The following is a 17,063-nucleotide window of genomic DNA, read 5'->3' on the forward strand; positions in this document are numbered from 1 at the left end:
TGTCGACCACGAGCGTCACCCCATCCACATCCGAGCACGCAGGACCGTCGCGAGATCGACCGGCAGTCGTTCGCCGCTGACGGTCGCGGTGAACACCGGAACACCGGGCCGCCGCAGGGCGACCGAGACCGCGAACATGTCTCCGGCCCGGGTGATGATGTCGATCTCGTCCGAGCGCAGCGTGTAGCAGTGCCGTCCGTTCCGGCGCGTATGGATCTCCGCGACCACGCACGCGAGCGAGTCGCTCGGATCGTGGCACCAGAACAGGTTCAGCGGATCCGATCCGAGACCGAGGCGCCGGATGTTCAGCAGCGCTGTGATCCGCCCGCCCGGAACCCGCATCCCGTCGGCCACGAGCTGGTCCTCGACCCGGCCGCGGAAGGTGTCGGAATCGCTCGCGACGAAGTGGTCCCACGGCTCGAATCGCATCAGCGTGCGCAGCCACCAGGGCGAGGGCGTCGACTCGTCGACGTCCATGACCCAGCTGAAGCCGCGGTACTCGAGCGAGGGGCGCTCGGCCGAGCCCTGCGCGTGGCGGACGAAGGTCCGGTAGATCGCCGGCACGACCGCCTCCCGGCCACCCGGGAACTCGACGTCGTCGCCGATCATCGCGACTGCGCGGGGAAGGTCAGGATGCATGGTCGTCTCCGGGGCACGTGGTCGGTTTCCCCGATAGTGTGCACGTGAGGAAATCGGCTGTGGTGTCGGCCCACCAGCGCGGGTCGGTGAGGAGGAAGTGCCCGGCTCCGGGCAGGGGACGCCAGCGCGTGTTCACGCCCCGGTCTCCCGCCGCCATCGTCTGGCTCTGCGCCATCCGCGGGTCGGTCCGGGTGTCCTCCGTACCGTGCGCGACCAGCAGGTGCCGGCCCGCCGGGATCAGGTCGGCGTCGTCGGCCGGCCACCACGGTGCCAGAGCGACGAGCGACTCGACCCCGTGCTGGGCCGCGAGATGCGCGATCGCCCGCGCACCCATCGCGTGCCCGACCAACCCGAGCCGGACGTCCCCACGACGCCGGGTCACCGATTCGATCGCTCGCAGACCGTCGCGGACCGGGCTCATGTGGTCGTCGTTCCACCCGCAGTACCGGTAGTCGACGAGGTCGACCGCGATGTCGTACTTGTTCAGCCGCAGGCGCAGGGCATCGGTGAACAGACGCATGCGCAGCTGCGACAGATGCCACGCACGCGGCGGTGTGGTGCCGACCGGACGCCCACCGGGCAGCACGAGTACGTGAGCCGGTCGGAGATCCTCGACATTGTCCATGACCTGCATTCGGAGCCGACCGCGATACGGATGGGTCGAACACCGGATACCGATCCGAAAAAAATTCTTTCGATCCGACCCATCCGCACCGCCCCGGGGATCGAATGCTCAGTGACACACCTGGTCGACGTGGCCGCTTCTCCGGTCACGGCATACGAAGGGAACCACGATCATGAACATCACTGCGCGCAAGAGCCTGGCCGCCGTCGGAATCGGTGCGATGTCCCTCCTGGGTGTCGCTGCATGTTCCGACGATTCGGGAAGCGACACGAACGAGACCACGATGGAGGAAACCGTCGAGGAGACCATCGTCGAGGAAACCACCACTGCTGCAACGGGAACCGCTGCTCCGGCCTCCGGCCCCGTCGGCCCGGGCTGCGCCGACTACGTCGCCGCGAACCCGACCGGCCCGTCGTCCGTCGAGGAACTCGCGAACCAGCCCGTCGCCGAGGCCGCCGGAAATGTGCCGATCCTGACCACTCTCACGCAGGCCCTGTCCGGCCAGCTCAACCCCGACGTCAACCTGGTCGAGACGCTCAACGGTGGCGAGTTCACCGTCTTCGCGCCGGTCGACGACGCGTTCGCCGCCCTGCCGCCGGAGACCGTCCAGACGCTGCAGACGGATTCGGCTCTGCTCACCGACATTCTCACCTACCACGTGGTTCCCGGTGAGCTGACCACCGCCGACATCGCCGGCACACAGACCACCGTCCAGGGCGGCACCGTCGAGGTCGCCGGTGAGGGTGACATGTGGACCGTCAACGACGCCAACGTCATCTGCGGTGGCATCGAGACCGAGAACGCCACCGTGTACCTGATCGACGGTGTCCTCCAGCCCCAGTAATCACCACCCGGTCGACGGAAAGGTAGAAGACATGCGTTGGTCCCGACACGGCGTTCGGGGGCTTGCGGCGGCGATCGGCGCCGCCGCAGGCGCGCTCCTGTTCGCCACGCCCGCCGCCGCAGCGCCGCTCACCCCGGTTCCCCAGCTCGACGTGAACCGGTATGTGGGGCAGTGGTATCAGCTCGCCGCCAATCCGGCTCCCTACAACATCGACTGCGCTCGCGACACGACGGCGTTCTACACGCTGCTCGACGAACGCAACGTGCGCGTGGAGAACTCGTGCACCACGTTCACCGGTGATCGTCGCGGGATCACCGGGAACGCCCGCGTGAACGACACTGCTGCACTGCACGTGTCGTTCCCGGGGGTGCCGTTCCAGGATTCGCTCGACGGACCGAGCAACTACATCGTCACGCACCTCGCGGACGATTACTCGTGGGCATTCGTCGGTGACCCGTCGCGTATCTCCGGATTCGTGCTGTCGCGTTCGCCCGTCGTCGGCGATGACGCGTGGCGCGAGATCCGGAACGTCGTCGAGGCGAGCGGGTACAACTCGTGCCTCATGCTCACCTCGCCCACCACCGAGGGACTGCAGGAGATCAAACCGCTCTGCACCGTGTAACTCTCGGGGCGACCGGGGTGGTGTGCGGATCCCGAGGAAGATCCGCACACCACCCCGATTCGTCGTGCCGGGGACATCCGCTCACGAATTCGCCATCCGCTACAGCAATTGCTGCAGCGGATGGCGAAGAACGTAGCGGATCGCTCTAGCGGCGGCCGGCCGTGCCCGCGATGTTCTCGAGCATCCCCCGGAAGATGATGCCGTGGAACGGGACGAGCACGTACCAGTAGAGGCGGCCGGCGATCCCGCGCGGGAAGAAGATCGCCCGTTGGTGCACACGCGACCGGCCCGACTCCAGCGGTTCGACCCTCCATTCGAGCCACGCCCCACCGGGTGCCCGCATCTCCGCGCGCAGACGCAGCAGAGTTGGGCGTTCGATCAGTTCGACGCGCCAGAAGTCCAGGGCATCGCCGGTGTGCAGGGTCTTCGGATCGCGGCGACCCCGGTCGAGACCGACGCCGCCGACGAAACGGTCGAGCCAGCCCCGGATCGTCCACGCCAACGGGAAGGAGTACCACCCGTTCTCGCCACCGATGCTCTCGACGACGGCGAAGACCTTCTCCGGAGACGAATCCGACTCGAGCGACCGCTCGTCGGTGAAGACGACCTCCCCCGCCCAGTCCGGGTCGGACGGAAGCGGATCGGCGGGTGCGCCGACCGGGGACGCGTTCGTCCACGTCGTCTCGACCTCTCCCCGCTCGATGCGGCCGAGGGCGAGCCGGACGGCGTCGCGATAGCCGGTGAGACCGGATTCCGGTGGAGGGATGATCGAGTCGATGTCGTGGTTGCGCATCACCGCGTCGGTCGACAGCGACTCGAGGAGCGCGCGACCGAGAGGCGGAGGAATCGGTGTCACCAGGCCGATCCACAGGCCCGCGAGCTTCGGGGTGAGGACGGGCAGGACGAGGATCCGGCGTTTCGTCAGACCGGCGACCTCCGAGTACTGCTGCATCATCTCGCCGTACCGCAGGACGTCGGGTCCACCGATGTCGTAGGTGCCGCTGCGGGGGAGGGATGCATCGGCGGCGGCGAGCAGGTAGTGCAGGACGTCGCGTACCGCGATGGGCTGGATCCGGTTGTTCACCCAGCGCGGGGTGGTCATGACGGGGAGCCGGTTGCTCAGGTGCCGGATCATCTCGAACGACGCCGAACCCGAACCGATCACGACGCCGGCCTGCAGCACGAGCGTCGGTACACCGGAATCCATCAGGATGCGTCCGACCTGGGCGCGTGAATACAGGTGCGGCGAGAGATCACCCGACTCCGGGTGCAGCCCGCCGAGGTACACGATGCGGGAGACACCGTTGTCCCGTGCCGCGTCGGCGACGTTCTGCGCCGCCCGCTTCTCCGCGTCGACGAATTCGTCGCGGCCACCCATCGAATGCACCAGGTAGTACACGACGTCGATGTCGCGACACGCCTCGTGCAGCGATTCCGCGTCGTCGAGGTCGCCGCGGACGATCTCGACGTCGTCCGCCCACGGCACGTCGCGCAGCTTGTCGGGGCTGCGCGCGAGCACCCGTACCCGGTAACCCGCCTCGAGCAGGCGCGGAGCGAGCCGGCCACCGATGTAGCCGGTCGCTCCGGTGACCAGGACACGCTTTCCGCTCACGACTCCTCCAGGATGTGGCCGAGTTGATGACGCAGCGACGCTTCGAGATCGGGACGCCGGAAGCGGTGCCCGGCGTCGATCAACGCCTTCGGGACGACGAACTGGTCGGCCTGGGCCACCTCGCGCGCGCCCTCGTCGCCGAGCAGCAATCGCGGGCCGAAACCGGGGACGGGCAGCAGTGCGGGACGGTGCAGCACCGACGCCAGTACCCGGGTGTATTCCTCGTTTCGGACCGGTTGTGGTGCAACGGCGTTCACCGGTCCGGTCAGAGCGGGATCGGTGAGGGCGCGGTGGTAGACCTCGAGGAGGTCGTCGATGTCGATCCAGGAGAACCACTGCCGACCGTCACCGAGCCGGCCCCCGAGACCGCTCGCGAACAGCGGCCGCATCAACTGCAGTGTTCCGCCGCGGGGTGTCTGGACGATGCCGGTGCGCACGTGCACGACCCGCAGGCCCCTCTTCTCCGCGGGATGTGCTGCGGCCTCCCAGTCGGCGACGACGTCGGCGAGGAAACCCGTTCCACGGGATGCGTTCTCGTCGAGTGGTGTGTCACCCCGGTCGTAGCCGTAGAGACCGATCGCGGATGCGGAGACGAAGGTCGCGGGACCGTTGGGTGTGCTCGCGGCGAGTTCGGCGAGTCGGCGTGTCGGTTCGATGCGGCTGTCGCGGATCGCGGCCTTGTGGGAGTCGGTGAACCGTCCCGCGATCGACGCGCCCGCCAGGTGGACGACGGCGTCGACGCCTTCGAGCAGGTCGGGCGCCGGATCCTGCGGGTCCCAGCGTCGTTCGTCGGGCCCTTGCGGTTGCCGGCGCACCAGGCGGACGACCTGGTAGCCGCCCGTGGACAGGAAGGCTGTCAGGGCGGTACCGACGAGTCCGCTCGATCCGGTCACCGCGACCGTCGCCGGCCGGATGCCCTGCGCGTGCGACCAGCGGTGGCTCGCGAGATCGTCGGCGAGCTGGCGGTGCCGGTAGCGGAAGGTCTGGGTGAGGAAACGACCCGGTACCGGTGTGTCGACGCGATCGGTGACGCGGGTACGAAATTCGTCGACGACGTCGAAACGATGCTCGTGGCGCCACGAGCCGATGACGGTGGCGGGGCGCGACAACAGGCCGTCGTGCGAGAGTTCGTCGACGAAACGTGCTGGTGGATCGTAGTCCTCGGGGCTGTGCCGGGAGATCCAGCGCAGGCCACCGGGGAGACCGAGGACGGCCGTGCCGGATTCGAGGGAGTCGGCCTCGGCGACGACGTTCATCGGTTGCCAGGGTGGGATCAGGCGGAGGATGGCGCCGGGCCGGGAGTGCCAGTCGAACACCTCGTCGCGCGGTGCGTCGACGACGCTCGAGAATTCGATGCCCATGCCCTACCTCCCGTTTGCAGTGATGCTCACCCGGTGGTCACGGCGCCGGGGCGCCCGGTGGTCACGGCGCCGGAGCGGACTCCGGCGCCGTATCCACTCAAGCAGGAAGGACGCTGATCAGGAAGGTGTATGCGTCGACGAGCGGGTTGTGGATGGCCATGAAAGCTGCCTCGACGAGAGCGCGCACTGCGGTGTCCTTTCGTTGGGTGTACGGCGAACAGGTTGTCCGTCCAGAAGTTGTTCGGAGCACCACCACGACCGGATGGGTCGTGTCGCCGACTTTTTCATCGGGGTGAGCGAATCCGCTCGTATCTGTCCAGAGCGACGCGACGTTCGTGTGCGTGATCGACGACCGGCTCCGGATATCCGTCCGGAGGGCCGTCGGGCAGGCTGTGCACACGAGCGCCGTCGATGCTCCGCAGTTCGGGTACCCACCTGCGCACGTATTCACCCGTCGGATCGAACTTCTCGCCCTGCCGGGTCGGATTGAACACCCGGAAGTAGGGAGAGGCGTCGGTGCCACTGCCCGCCGTCCACTGCCAATTGTGTTGGTTGGACGCCAGATCGCCGTCCACCAGATGCTTCATGAAATGCCGTGCCCCACGCCACCACGGCAGGTGCAGGTCCTTCGTCAGGAACGACGCGACGATCATCCGCACCCGGTTGTGCATGACGCCCTCGGCGAGGAGTTGCCGCATCCCGGCGTCCACGATCGGGAATCCCGTCCGGCCCTCGCACCACGCGGCGAACAGGGCGTCGGCGTCGGGTCCGGAATCGTAGGTGATGGCGTCGAAGTCGCTGTTGTAATTGTTTCGGGCGGTCTCGGGCCGATGGAACAGGACGTCGGCGTAGAAATCTCGCCACGCCAGTTCGCTGCGGAAGGTGACGGCGCCCTCGTCCGACCGGTTCCTCATGTCGTGCAGCAGGGTCCGCGGATGGATGCAGCCGAACTTCAGATAGGGGGACAGGCCGCTCGTGCCGTCGAAGGCCGGCCGGTCGCGGTCGGTGGCGTACCGCTCGAGCCCGTCGTCGAGGAATTCGTGCCACCGTTCCAGCGCGGCCGCCTCACCGGCGGGCGGTGCGGGTTCGTCACCCACCTCGGGAATCTGCACGCGTACGGAGCAGCCGCTCGGGTCCACCCAGTCGGCGGTATCCGGTCCGGTCGCCGCGGGGGAGTGCCATCCGTGGTCGTTCCAGGCGCGGCGGAAGGCCGAGAACACCTTGTATGCAGAGCCGTCGGGTTTCGTCACGCGGCCCGGCGTGACGGCGTAGGGGGAGCCGGTGGCCACCAACGGGACGTCCCCGAGCGCCTCGGCGACCGCCCGGTCGCGTCGCGTGCCGTAGGGGCCGTGGTCGGAGCTGATGTGAACCGCGGTCGCATCGAACTCGGCGGCGACCTGCGGCACCAGCGTCACCGGGTCTCCCTCGACGACGAGCAGTCGTCCGCCGAGATCCCGGTCGAGAGCTCGCAGGCATCCCATGAGGAAGTCGCGCCGGCGGGCCCCGGACGGACGGAGCAGCGCGTCGTCGAGGACGAACAGGGCAAGGACCTCGTCGGCGGCCTCGGTGGCGGAGAGCAGGGTGGGCAGATCGTTCAGTCGGAGATCACGACGGAACCAGATGATGCTGGGGCGGGCCATGGATCCAGTGTCGGGGACAATGGGTGCCATGTCCGACGCATTCGATGTACCGATCCGCGACGAGTCGATCCGGCTCGGTCAGTTCCTCAAGCTCGCAAGCCTTATCGAATCGGGTGCGGAGGCCAAGGAAGTGATCGCCGACGGGCTGGTGTCGGTCAACGGTGAGGTGGAGGTGCGTCGCGGCCGTCAGCTGAAGGTGGGCGATGTGGTGGAGATCGCCGGGGCGAGCGCGCGGGTCGCGCACGAATAGCGGGTCGACCCGCGCGCTCGGGTGATCAGTTCTCGGCGCGGACGACGACGCCGTCGGAGTCGCTGTAGACGATCTCGCCCGGGTTGAACGTCACGCCCCCGATCTCGACGGGCACGTTCTTCTCGCCGGAGCCGGTCTGGGTGCTCTTGCGCGGGTTGGTGCCGAGGGCCTTGATGCCGATGTCGAGCGTGCGCAGGATCGCGGAGTCGCGGACAGCGCCGTTGACGATGACCCCGGCCCAGCCGTTGTCGACACCGCGACCGGCGATGATGTCGCCGACGAGTGCGGTGTGGATGCTGCCGCCGCCGTCGACGACGAGCACGCCGCCGTTGCCCGGCTCGGAGAGGGTCTGCTTGACGAGCAGGTTGTCCTGGAAGCAGCGGATGGTGGTGATGGGACCGACGAACTCGGCGCGGCCACCGAACTGGATGAACTGCGTGTCGCAGCTGCGGATGTCCGGGCCGATCTCGTCGGCGAGGTCTGCAGTGGCTGTGAAGGCAGGGGCGTCACTCATGGTGCGAGGATAAGCGGGCGCAGTTCCCCGCACGGTGGGGAGGTCCGGTCAGGACGCGCGGCCGAAACGGCGCTCGTAGTCCTCGCGTTCGCGCGCGGCGCGGGCGCGTGCCTTCGCGCTGAGCAGTTCCGGATCGAGCCCGTGCTGCTGGAGGCGGTGCCGTTGCCAGATGGGCATCAGCGCCACCGAGAAGTAGATCCACGGCAGCAGCAGCAACAGCATCATCGCGATCGGGATCCACACCGGCCCAGGGATGAACAGGAACAGCAGGAGCAGCGGGATGATCGGCAGGTTCCATCGCAGCAGGTAGCGGCGTGCTCCGCCGGGGCCGAGGACGTCCTCGCGTACCCACTCCCGCATCTCGGGCGGTAGCGCGCGACCGAACATGTAGCCGATCCGCTGCAGGAAATTCGGTCGTGCACTACTCATCATGAGATCCAGGATAGGCCGTCACTTGTCGTAGAGGCCTGCCAGCCTGTCGGCGAAGTTGTCGACGACGACCTTCCTGCGCAGCTTCATGCTCGGTGTCAGGTCGCCCGACTCGACCGACAGTTCGCGTTCGATGATCGTGAACTTCTTGATCTGCTCCCACCGGTTGAGCTGCAGGTTCAGCTCGTCGATGTATCCGGAGATCAGTTCGTGGGTCTTCTTGTGCCGCGCGATGTCCTCGAACGATCCGCTCAACCCGTTCTTGTTCGCCCATTCGCCGACGGACTCGGGGTCGAGCGCCACCAGCGCCACGCAGTAGGGCTTGCCCTCGCCGTAGACGACGATCTCCGACGCATACGGGCACATGCCCCTGAAGGTCGCTGCCAGCGACGACGGGGCGACGTACTTGCCCTGCGACGTCTTGAACATGTCCTTCTTGCGGTCGGTGATGCGCAGGTAACCCTCGTCGTCGAGGCTGCCGATGTCGCCCGTGTGGAACCATCCGTCGTCGGAGAGCGACTCGGCGGTCGCGTCGGGCCGGTTGTGATAGCCGGTCATCACACCCGGGCCCCGGACGAGCACCTCGCCGTCCTCCGCGATGCGGACCTCCGTGCCCGGGACGGGCCAGCCCACCGTGCCGATGCGGTTGGCGTAGGGACGGTTGACGAACGTCGCGGCCGAGGTCTCCGTGAGGCCGTAACCCTCGAGGACGGGGATGCCGACGGCGTCGAACCACTCGCCGACGTCGGGGTTGAGCGCCGCCGACCCGGAGATGAAGAACCGCAGGCGGCCGCCGAAGCGTTCGCGGATGGTGGAGAAGACCAGCTTGTCGGCGAGGCCGTGCTGCAGGTTGTCGAGCAGTCCGGGCGACCTGCCGGCCTGCTTGGCCCTCGACACGTTCCGGCCCACGCCCACGGCCCAGTCGAAGATCTTCTTCTTGGCGCCGCCTTCCTCCTCCATCATTCCCTCGACGCGTGCGTGGGCCTTCTCGAAGATGCGCGGGGCCGCACCCATGAAGGTCGGGCGGACGACGGCGAGGTTCTCGACGATCTTGTCGACGCGTCCGTCCACAGCGGTGGGGAAGCCGATCTGCAGGGGGAGGGTGAGCAGCACCTTGCCGAAGACGTGGGACAGCGGCAGCCACAGGTACTGCAGGTCGTCGGAGGTGAGCATGTGCAGCGAGTCGATGGCGGCGGCCTCGTAGGTCCACGCCGAGTGCGGCAGGCGCACGCCCTTGGGCTTACCGGTGGTGCCCGAGGTGTAGATGAGGGTGGCCAGGTGCTCGGCCCTGATGCTGTGGATCCGGTTCAGCACCGCGCCGGAGTCCTCGGCGAGCAGGCCGCGGCCCAGTTCGGCGAGTTCGTCGAAGGTGATGACCCAGTCGCCGTCGCCGGTGCCGTCGAGGACCACGACCTTCGCCACGTCGGGTAGATCGCCGCGGTGGCCCACGAGTTTCTCGACCTGCCCGGCGTCCTCGGCGATGACGATCCGGCTGCCGGAGTCGGCGACGATGAACGCGACGTCGCCGGCGTGGGTGGTGGGGTAGACGGTGGTGGTCGCGGCGCCCGCGCACATGACGGCGAGGTCGCCGAGCACCCATTCGTAGCGGGTGGACGACGCGAGGGCCACGCGGTCCTCGGGCTCGATACCCAGAGCGATCAGGCCGGCCGCGAGCAGGCGTACCCGATCACCGGTCTGTTCCCACGTGACCGACGTCCAGCCGTCCTTCCCGTCGGGGAAGCGGAAGGCCTCGGCGTCGGGTGTGGCGGCCACTCGATCGATCAACAGGCGGGCGACCGAGGGAGCCCGGTTGTCGATGACCGCTCGGTCGACCTTTTCCTCGGAGACGCGCGTCGTTGTCGTCATATATCGAAGTCTAGGTAGCGGAACCGTCCTTCTGGTGAATATAAGTTGGAACTTATATAGTGGGGCCATGCACGGGTTCGAGGTCCTCGCAGATCCGGTTCGCCGCCGCATTCTGGAACTGCTCGCGGGCGGTCCGCAGGCGGCCGGGGAGATCGTCGCGGCGATCGGCCGGGAGTTCTCCATATCCCAGCCGGCGGTCTCACAACATCTCAAGATCCTGCGCGACCAGCGGTTCACCGTCGTCCACAAGGACGGCACCCGCCGCTACTACGAACTCGATCCCGCAGTCCTCGTGGAACTCGAGGACTGGCTCGCGGGCCTGCATCCCCCGGTCTTCGCGGCGCTCGACGCGCTGGAGACCGAGATCGCGCGCGGCAAGCGTGAGCGGCGGAACCGCGACGCCGTCCCGCCCGCGCTCCCTGCTTCCGACGAGAGAAGGAAATCCTCATGAAGAATGTGATCACGGGCAACGAGACGAGTCGCCGCACGGTCGGTCGTCGCACCGTCGAGGGCCACGAAGCCAAGGTCGTCACGATCTCGCGCAGCTACCGCACGAGCGCCGAGGACCTGTGGGAGGCATGCACCGACCCGCGACGCATCCCGCGCTGGTTCCTGCCCGTCGAGGGAGACCTCGAGGTCGGTGGCCGGTACCAGCTCCAGGGCAACGCCGGTGGCGAGATCCTTACCTGCGATCCGCCCAGGACGTTCACGGCCACCTGGGAATTCGCGGGCCAGGTGAGCTGGATCGAGGTGTCGGTCCTGCCCGAACCGGGAGACCGTGCGCGCCTCGAACTCTCGCACATCGCCCGCCCCGACGAGCACTGGGAGCAGTACGGCCCGGGCGCGGTCGGTATCGGTTGGGACCAGGCACTTCTCGGACTCGGCCTGCACATCGAATCGGGAGAGGCGGTGGATCCGAAGGAATTCGAATCCTGGTCGATGTCCGAGGAAGGCCTGCAGTTCGTCCGCGACAGCAGCGCGGCCTGGTGCGAGGCCGACATCGCCGCGGGCGAGGACCCCGAACAGGCGCGCGCCGCCGCCGAACGGACGAGTGCGTTCTACACGGGCGGATAGAGAGCCGGATCAGGCAGGGGCGCCGACGCCGACCACGTCGAGATCGTGGCCGATCACCAGGCGCCCGTCGAATCCGGCGCCGCATCCTTCCCAGGTGGAATCGGGTCGATTGCCCGGGACCATGTGTGAGAGTACCAGCGTTCCCACGCCCGCTTCCTGGGCGATCGGACCGAGATCCTCGATGAGGGTGTGTGATTGGACGAGGTGCTGGTATAGCCCTTCCTGGGCATCCGTGCGGGGCTCGGGGAACAACGACTCCGGCCAGGCCGGGTCGATTACCTCGTGTACCAGAACGTCCGCTCCCCGTGCGAGTTTCACAAGATTGGGTGTGGGGCCGGTGTCTCCGGAGAAGACGATCGAACCGTCGTCGCTGTCGAAACGGTAGGCGAGAGCGGGAAAGACGGGAGCGTGGTCGACCATGGTCGCGGACACCCGGACGCGGTCGTCCTCGAAGAAGGTGAACGGTTCCATGTCGGGGCAGGGGTTGCCGTTCGGATCGGCCAGATACTGCGCCGGTACCGGAACGTCGAAGGCCTCCCACAGGGCGTCGGGGGCGGGCTTGCGGTTGTCGAACAGACGATCGTTGAAATCGGTGGCGAACGCCTGGACGATCAGGTCCGTCATCTCCCGGGTACCCGGTGTCGGATTGCCGGGTGCCACGGGTTCCGGTGCGGGGCCCTGCCCGAACAGGGGTGGGAGTACTCCACGATTGCCCGGGCCGTAGACGGGGATCTTCTCCACGTGCTGCAGTCCGTTGTAGATCCCCTCGGTGAGGATGTTGTTGAGGTCGACGACATGATCGGAATGGAGATGGGTCAGGAAGATGCCGCCCAGGGCATCGAGGGGGCCGTCGATATCGGTGTCGAAGTTGGGTCCGAGTTCCGCCCCTCGTAGGCGCCGCATGACACCGTGACCGGCGTCGACGAGGTAGTACCGGTCTCCGACCACGACGGCGGAGGAGATGCCTTCGCGTTCGCTCCCCGGCCAGTAGGGAGGACCGCCCGAGGTGCCGAGCAGAACCAGGCGCGTACGCTGCCCCCGATACGGCTCCGGCGCGAACCGGCGATCGGGCGATGGAGCCGCAACAGCCGTGTCGGTACCGGGACTGCATGCGGTGGCCGCCACAGCCGTGGCGCCGACGGCGAAACTGGCCAACAACTTTCGTCGGGACACTCCGGCCGAGTACAGCCGTCCCAGAACATCACACATGTACACGCTCCCCTCCGGTCGAGTCGCCGCGAACCGTTCCGTGATCCGATGTGACGCAGACCATATTTCCGGGATGAGGGGGGCGTCGATCCGGTGAGCGCGGTCGTGATCCGGTGAGCGCGGCCGGACCACACGATCCGCCCGATGTCGGTGCCCCGCCGCTCGTGTTCAACCGTCCGAGCGTCGCCGCTGCCGGGCGTTCGCGTGTGCGGCAGCCGAACGCAGTACCTGCGGCGTGCGTCGCGCCGCCCGGAGAACGACGCGGTCGAAGGTGTTGAGCGAGACTCGTTTCCGCGGCGCCTGCAGGGACGGCTGTCCGCCGGTCAGGGCGAACAGGTGGACCTTGCCCGGCACGCCGGCGAGCCGATGCGAGCCCCTGTCGGCGAACTGCAGTCCCGATCCACCGGCCAGCTCGCGCACATGGCTCGAGACGAGCACCTCGCCGGGGCCCGCCGCTGCGCCGATGCGTGCCCCCACGTGCACGGTCAGACCGGTGACGTCCGTCCCGGTGGGCTCGACGGTGCCGGCGTGCACCCCGGCGCGCACCTCGAACCCGAGGCGGCGGGCCTCCGCGACGATCCGCGCCGCGCACTGCACGGCGGCCACGGGCCCGTCGAACAGACTGAAGGTGCCGTCCCCGACGATGCTCATCAGCTCTCCACCCGCTTCGGTCACGGCGAACCGCACGTCGCGTTCGTGACGCGCGAGCAGAGCCCGGTAGGACGTGTCGCCGATGCGTGCGAGGAGCCTGGTCGATCCCACGATGTCGGTGAACAGGGTGGCCGCGAACCGCCGGCCGGCGTCGACGGGCGGGACGGACCCGCGGACGAGTTCCTCGACGATCGTCTGGACCTGCGACCACGCTTCGCCGAGAGCGGCGCCGCGCGGTGACGGCCGCGTGATCACGAATTCTCCGTGCGGCACCAGATCGGCCACATGTCTCGCCGCGGCCATCGGCATCGAGCCTCCGGCGAGCAGCACCACCTTCGTCGGGCACTGCACGGAGGCGAGGGCATGCGAATAGTCGATCCGCAGACTCGCCTCGAGGTGGGCGCTCATCGTGCTCGGCGACGCGGAGCACCGTTCGAGCATGGCCATCAGCCGACGGTTGTAAGGGCTGTCGACGTGGAGGTCGGTCAGCGCCATCGTGCGTCCCTCGCCCCAGTGCCGCACGGCGTCGCGCCACAGCGCGACGAACTCGTCGACCTCGGATTCGGTCCACCCGTGCGGGGGCCGGTCGTAATCGAGCAACGGTTCGCAGTACGGCGAGATCAACATCAGTGCGTTGACACGTTCGGGTGCGGTCGCCGCGACCAGCACCTGTGGGCCACATGTGCTGTGGATCCCGACGAGGGTGGCGTGCCGGATCTGCTCGGCGTCCATGAGGGCGACGACGTCCTCGGCCTGTTGTTCGATCGTGGGCACGTGATCGACGGGATCGGAGAGCCCGAAACCGCGACGCTGGAAGTAGACGGCGCGCGAATAGGCGGCGAGGCGTTCGAAGAGCGAGTGCATGTACGGATCGGTCCACAACAGGTCCAGATGCATCTGGACCTCGAAGAACCACACGACGTCGGTCGGGCCCGTTCCGACCACCCCGTAGGCCAGATTGTGACCGTCGCGGGGCAGGTACCGGGTGACCGGCGGATCCACTCGTACAGCCTAGCGAGGTAGAACGGAAGAGGTCGTGTTCCGGAGGTAGGGCTGCCGTGCAGGACTCGTGGAATCGAACGATTTACACTTGATCGCCCGGTTCGTCGGGTAATGAGCTTGTCCGCCGGAGAGGGATGTTCTCATGACACGTTCGTCGGAAGACGGAGATCTCGGTCGTCGTATCGCGCAGCTGGCGCGTGGCTTCTACCGTCCGACCGATCTCGACGAGACTCTGCGCGGTGTGACGGCGGCGGCCGTCGAACTGGTGAAGGGGGCCGCCTGTGCCGACATCCTCATCGTGACCGGACGCAAGCACTTCCGTTCCCTCGCCGCGACCTCGGAGATCGCCGAGCACCTCGACGACGTCCAGGAACAGTTCGGCGAGGGTCCGTGCCTCGATGCGAGCTTCAAGTACCTCGTGGTGCGCGCCGACGACCTTCGGACGGAAACACGCTGGCCACGTTTTGCGAAGGCCGCCGTGGATGCGGGTGTGCTCGGCGCCTTGTCGTTCCAGCTGTATCTCGATCAGGAGAGCATGGGCGCGCTGAACATGTTCTCCTTCGAGGCCGACGCATTCGGTCCTCTCGCGGAGGCGACCGCCGAGGTCCTGGCCGCCCACGCGGCGATGGCGATGAGCGCGGCGCGCAGTCAGGGGCAGTTCGCGTCCGCCCTGGCGACCCGCGACATCATCGGGCAGGCGAAGGGCATGATCATGGAACGTTTCGGTATCGACGCCGTCGCGGCCTTCGAACTGTTACGCAAGCTCTCGCAGGACAGCAACGTCCCCCTCGCCGAGATCGCCCGGCGGATCGTCGAGGCCGGTACCGAGCGCAAGGGCGACGAGCACAAGCACGAGGCGGAGGCCGACCCCACGTCTGTGTGACAGCACACACCCCGCCCGGGTAGGTTTGGTGAAACCGCAAGTACTACTCACCGGTAGGGGTGCATCATGCCAGCTCCGAGCGCTGCGACCTTCCAGCGTCTTGCCGACCTCATCGCGATCCCCGACGCCGCCGAGCGGACCACCCGCCCCGTCGTCGAGGCGTACACCGGACGGGAACTGGCCACCGTGCCGGTCGGCACGGCCGAGGACACGAAGGCCGCGATCGACCGGGCTCGCACCGCGCAGGTCGCGTGGGCGAAGCTCCCCGTCGAGAAGCGTGCCGTGATCATGCACCGCTACCGCGAACTCGTGCTCTCCCGGCGCGAGCAGCTCATGGACATGGCGCAGGCCGAGACCGGCAAGTCCCGGGTCTCCGCGCAGGAAGAGGTGCTCGACATCTCGATGACCGCGCGGTTCTACGCGCGCGTCGCACCGAAGCTGCTGCGCCCCCGCAAGGCCACGGGCATGCTGCCGGGCCTGACGAAGACCACCGTCCTGCACCATCCCAAGGGTGTCGTCGGCGTGATCGCGCCGTGGAACTACCCGATGACGCTGGCGGTCTCGGATGCGATCCCCGCCCTGCTCGCCGGCAACAGCGTGGTGCTCAAGCCCGACAGCCAGACGCCCTACTGCGCGCTCGCCGTCGTCGAACTCCTCTACGAGGCCGGTGTTCCCCGCGACGTCTTCGCCGTGGTCACCGGTCCCGGCACCGTGGTGGGCACCGCGATCGTCGAGAACACCGACTACCTGATGTTCACGGGTTCGTCGGAGACCGGACGTCTGCTCGCCGAGCAGGCCGGCCGGCGCCTCATCGGGTTCTCCGCCGAACTCGGCGGCAAGAACCCCATGATCGTCACCGCCGGGGTGAACCTGCGCGAGGTCACGAACGCCGCGGTGCGGGCGTGCTTCTCGAACTCCGGGCAGCTGTGCATCTCGATCGAGCGGATCTACGTCGAGAAGTCGATCGCCCCCGAGTTCATCCGGATGTTCGGGGCGCGGGTGCGCGAGATGTCGCTCGGTCCCGACTACGACTTCGGCACCGAGATGGGCTGCCTCATCAGCGAGAGCCAGGTCAAGACGGTGACCCGGCACGTCGAGGACGCCGTCGCCAAGGGCGCGACCGTCGTCGCCGGCGGAAAGGCGCGGCCCGACCTCGGCCCGCTGTTCTTCGAACCCACGGTGCTCACGGACGTGCCCGAGGACGCCGAGTGCTACCGGGGAGAGACGTTCGGCCCGGTGGTGTCGATCTACCCGGTGGACGACGTCGAGGAGGCGATCCGCGAGGCCAACGACACCGAGTACGGACTCAACGCGTCGGTGTGGGCGGCGACGAAGGCGCAGGGCGAGGCCATCGCGGCGCGGGTGCGTGCCGGCACGGTGAACGTCGACGAGGGATACGCCCCGGCATGGGGCAGCACCGACGCGCCGATGGGCGGGATGGGCATCTCCGGCATGGGCCGTCGCCACGGCGCGGAGGGCCTGTACAAGTACACCGAGGCGCAGACCATCGCAACGACGCGACTGCTCAATCTCGACGGCCCGCGCGGACTACCGCGGCGGGTGTGGGCGAAGATGCTCGCCCCCTTCGTCAAGTCGATGCAGTGGTTGCCGGGTCGCTAGGCACCGGATCGTTCTTCCGCACGATGGTGGTCGCGAGGGGTTTCTCGACGACGAGACACAGCAGGACCCCCGCGGCCACCACGAGCGGCGCGATGTACAGGTAGATCGGCACGAGCGCATCGTTGTACGCCTCGAGAACCGGGTGCCGGAGCGCGTCGGGCAGTGCCCGGACCGCACCGGGGGTCAGCGAATCGGATCGTCGATGCCGGTTCACAGATCGTT

At 67.9% G+C, this 17,063-nt stretch carries 18 protein-coding genes; 7 read left to right on the forward strand and 11 right to left on the reverse strand.

The genetic code is table 11. The features are described 5' to 3' along the window. Nucleotides 1-15 precede the first annotated feature (15 nt). Nucleotides 16-639: a DUF1365 family protein gene (locus U9J23_RS00410; protein WP_272266342.1), complete on the reverse strand. Its 624-nt coding sequence runs from the start codon at nt 637-639 to the stop codon at nt 16-18. Further along, the gene (locus U9J23_RS00415) at nt 629-1,264 is read right to left on the reverse strand and encodes an alpha/beta hydrolase family protein (RefSeq protein ID WP_272266344.1); all 636 of its coding nucleotides are present in this window, start codon (nt 1,262-1,264) and stop codon (nt 629-631) included. Before U9J23_RS00415 ends, U9J23_RS00410 begins: the two co-directional genes overlap by 11 nt. 172 nt (nt 1,265-1,436) lie before the next feature. On the opposite strand from U9J23_RS00415, the gene U9J23_RS00420 reads away from it, so the two are divergent. Both U9J23_RS00420 and U9J23_RS00425 read left to right on the forward strand, forming a co-directional pair. After that, nucleotides 1,437-2,108, forward strand: a complete 672-nt coding sequence (locus U9J23_RS00420; RefSeq protein WP_272266346.1) for a fasciclin domain-containing protein — start codon at nt 1,437-1,439, stop codon at nt 2,106-2,108. Between the two features lie 31 nt (nt 2,109-2,139). Continuing rightward, nucleotides 2,140-2,730: a lipocalin family protein gene (locus U9J23_RS00425; RefSeq protein WP_272266348.1), complete on the forward strand. Its 591-nt coding sequence runs from the start codon at nt 2,140-2,142 to the stop codon at nt 2,728-2,730. A gap of 145 nt (nt 2,731-2,875) precedes the next feature. Here U9J23_RS00425 and U9J23_RS00430 read toward each other — a convergent pair whose 3' ends face one another. The 3 genes from U9J23_RS00430 to U9J23_RS00440 all read right to left on the reverse strand — a co-directional run bounded on the left by U9J23_RS00430 (nt 2,876) and on the right by U9J23_RS00440 (nt 7,343). Beyond that, entirely contained in the window at nt 2,876-4,342 is a 1,467-nt protein-coding gene (locus tag U9J23_RS00430) for an SDR family oxidoreductase (protein WP_230824169.1), read from the reverse strand. Continuing rightward, nucleotides 4,339-5,703 (reverse strand): TIGR01777 family oxidoreductase, encoded by a 1,365-nt coding sequence (locus tag U9J23_RS00435; protein WP_085468708.1) that lies wholly within the window; start codon nt 5,701-5,703, stop codon nt 4,339-4,341. The genes U9J23_RS00430 and U9J23_RS00435 overlap by 4 nt, the downstream gene beginning before the upstream one ends. A gap of 284 nt (nt 5,704-5,987) precedes the next feature. Next, complete coding sequence (locus U9J23_RS00440; RefSeq protein ID WP_272266364.1) at nt 5,988-7,343, reverse strand: cryptochrome/photolyase family protein; 1,356 nt, start codon at nt 7,341-7,343, stop codon at nt 5,988-5,990. A gap of 28 nt (nt 7,344-7,371) precedes the next feature. Here U9J23_RS00440 and U9J23_RS00445 point away from each other — a divergent pair, with 28 nt between their 5' ends. Further along, nucleotides 7,372-7,593 carry an RNA-binding S4 domain-containing protein gene (locus tag U9J23_RS00445; RefSeq protein WP_006553353.1) on the forward strand — a complete coding sequence of 74 codons (222 nt, stop codon included), beginning with the start codon at nt 7,372-7,374 and terminating at the stop codon, nt 7,591-7,593. A gap of 25 nt (nt 7,594-7,618) precedes the next feature. On the opposite strand, the gene rraA is transcribed toward U9J23_RS00445, so the two are convergent. From rraA to U9J23_RS00460, 3 genes are read right to left on the reverse strand one after another with little or no spacing between them, the layout of a single operon-like run. Further along, the gene (gene rraA, locus U9J23_RS00450; RefSeq protein WP_085468710.1) at nt 7,619-8,107 is read right to left on the reverse strand and encodes a ribonuclease E activity regulator RraA; all 489 of its coding nucleotides are present in this window, start codon (nt 8,105-8,107) and stop codon (nt 7,619-7,621) included. 48 nt (nt 8,108-8,155) lie between these two features. After that, entirely contained in the window at nt 8,156-8,539 is a 384-nt protein-coding gene (locus U9J23_RS00455) for a DUF5313 family protein (protein WP_059382037.1), read from the reverse strand. An 18-nt stretch (nt 8,540-8,557) separates the two neighbouring features. Then, on the reverse strand, nt 8,558-10,402 hold the full coding sequence (locus U9J23_RS00460) for an AMP-dependent synthetase/ligase (RefSeq protein ID WP_272266367.1): 1,845 nt from the start codon (nt 10,400-10,402) through the stop codon (nt 8,558-8,560). Nucleotides 10,403-10,469: 67 nt separating this feature from the next. Between U9J23_RS00460 and U9J23_RS00465 the strand changes: the two genes are divergently transcribed. Beyond that, nucleotides 10,470-10,853, forward strand: a complete 384-nt coding sequence (locus U9J23_RS00465) for an ArsR/SmtB family transcription factor (RefSeq protein WP_059382039.1) — start codon at nt 10,470-10,472, stop codon at nt 10,851-10,853. Next, nucleotides 10,850-11,476: an SRPBCC family protein gene (locus U9J23_RS00470; protein ID WP_085468712.1), complete on the forward strand. Its 627-nt coding sequence runs from the start codon at nt 10,850-10,852 to the stop codon at nt 11,474-11,476. Before U9J23_RS00465 ends, U9J23_RS00470 begins: the two co-directional genes overlap by 4 nt. Nucleotides 11,477-11,485: 9 nt before the next feature. On the opposite strand, the gene U9J23_RS00475 is transcribed toward U9J23_RS00470, so the two are convergent. Continuing rightward, nucleotides 11,486-12,631, reverse strand: a complete 1,146-nt coding sequence (locus U9J23_RS00475) for an MBL fold metallo-hydrolase (RefSeq protein WP_059382041.1) — start codon at nt 12,629-12,631, stop codon at nt 11,486-11,488. Nucleotides 12,632-12,853: 222 nt separating this feature from the next. Further along, on the reverse strand, nt 12,854-14,338 hold the full coding sequence (locus U9J23_RS00480; protein ID WP_085468714.1) for an adenylate/guanylate cyclase domain-containing protein: 1,485 nt from the start codon (nt 14,336-14,338) through the stop codon (nt 12,854-12,856). Nucleotides 14,339-14,480: 142 nt separating this feature from the next. On the opposite strand from U9J23_RS00480, the gene U9J23_RS00485 reads away from it, so the two are divergent. Both U9J23_RS00485 and U9J23_RS00490 read left to right on the forward strand, forming a co-directional pair. Beyond that, nucleotides 14,481-15,221: a GAF and ANTAR domain-containing protein gene (locus tag U9J23_RS00485; protein WP_059382043.1), complete on the forward strand. Its 741-nt coding sequence runs from the start codon at nt 14,481-14,483 to the stop codon at nt 15,219-15,221. Nucleotides 15,222-15,287: 66 nt separating this feature from the next. Then, nucleotides 15,288-16,841, forward strand: coding sequence for a succinic semialdehyde dehydrogenase (locus tag U9J23_RS00490; RefSeq protein ID WP_326600857.1), 1,554 nt, complete (start codon nt 15,288-15,290; stop codon nt 16,839-16,841). Here U9J23_RS00490 and U9J23_RS00495 read toward each other — a convergent pair. Beyond that, on the reverse strand, nt 16,810-17,055 hold the full coding sequence (locus U9J23_RS00495; protein ID WP_059382045.1) for a hypothetical protein: 246 nt from the start codon (nt 17,053-17,055) through the stop codon (nt 16,810-16,812). The two genes, U9J23_RS00490 and U9J23_RS00495, sit on opposite strands and share 32 nt — an antisense overlap. Nucleotides 17,056-17,063 lie beyond the last annotated feature (8 nt).

It is taken from the genome of Rhodococcus sp. PD04 (genome assembly GCF_035918275.1).
Lineage (GTDB): Bacteria > Actinomycetota > Actinomycetes > Mycobacteriales > Mycobacteriaceae > Rhodococcus > Rhodococcus rhodochrous.

Excerpts from the sequence above, each read along its gene's own strand:
- U9J23_RS00485 (WP_059382043.1), top strand. The coding sequence starts at position 14,481 with ATGACACGTTCGTCGGAAGACGGAGATCTCGGTCGTCGTATCGCGCAG.
- U9J23_RS00410 (WP_272266342.1), bottom strand. The coding sequence starts at position 639 with ATGCATCCTGACCTTCCCCGCGCAGTCGCGATGATCGGCGACGACGTC.
- U9J23_RS00490 (WP_326600857.1), top strand. The coding sequence starts at position 15,288 with ATGCCAGCTCCGAGCGCTGCGACCTTCCAGCGTCTTGCCGACCTCATC.
- U9J23_RS00460 (WP_272266367.1), bottom strand. The coding sequence starts at position 10,402 with ATGACGACAACGACGCGCGTCTCCGAGGAAAAGGTCGACCGAGCGGTC.
- U9J23_RS00445 (WP_006553353.1), top strand. The coding sequence starts at position 7,372 with ATGTCCGACGCATTCGATGTACCGATCCGCGACGAGTCGATCCGGCTC.
- U9J23_RS00440 (WP_272266364.1), bottom strand. The coding sequence starts at position 7,343 with ATGGCCCGCCCCAGCATCATCTGGTTCCGTCGTGATCTCCGACTGAAC.
- rraA (WP_085468710.1), bottom strand. The coding sequence starts at position 8,107 with ATGAGTGACGCCCCTGCCTTCACAGCCACTGCAGACCTCGCCGACGAG.
- U9J23_RS00455 (WP_059382037.1), bottom strand. The coding sequence starts at position 8,539 with ATGATGAGTAGTGCACGACCGAATTTCCTGCAGCGGATCGGCTACATG.
- U9J23_RS00415 (WP_272266344.1), bottom strand. The coding sequence starts at position 1,264 with ATGGACAATGTCGAGGATCTCCGACCGGCTCACGTACTCGTGCTGCCC.
- U9J23_RS00470 (WP_085468712.1), top strand. The coding sequence starts at position 10,850 with ATGAAGAATGTGATCACGGGCAACGAGACGAGTCGCCGCACGGTCGGT.
- U9J23_RS00465 (WP_059382039.1), top strand. The coding sequence starts at position 10,470 with ATGCACGGGTTCGAGGTCCTCGCAGATCCGGTTCGCCGCCGCATTCTG.
- U9J23_RS00420 (WP_272266346.1), top strand. The coding sequence starts at position 1,437 with ATGAACATCACTGCGCGCAAGAGCCTGGCCGCCGTCGGAATCGGTGCG.
- U9J23_RS00425 (WP_272266348.1), top strand. The coding sequence starts at position 2,140 with ATGCGTTGGTCCCGACACGGCGTTCGGGGGCTTGCGGCGGCGATCGGC.
- U9J23_RS00435 (WP_085468708.1), bottom strand. The coding sequence starts at position 5,703 with ATGGGCATCGAATTCTCGAGCGTCGTCGACGCACCGCGCGACGAGGTG.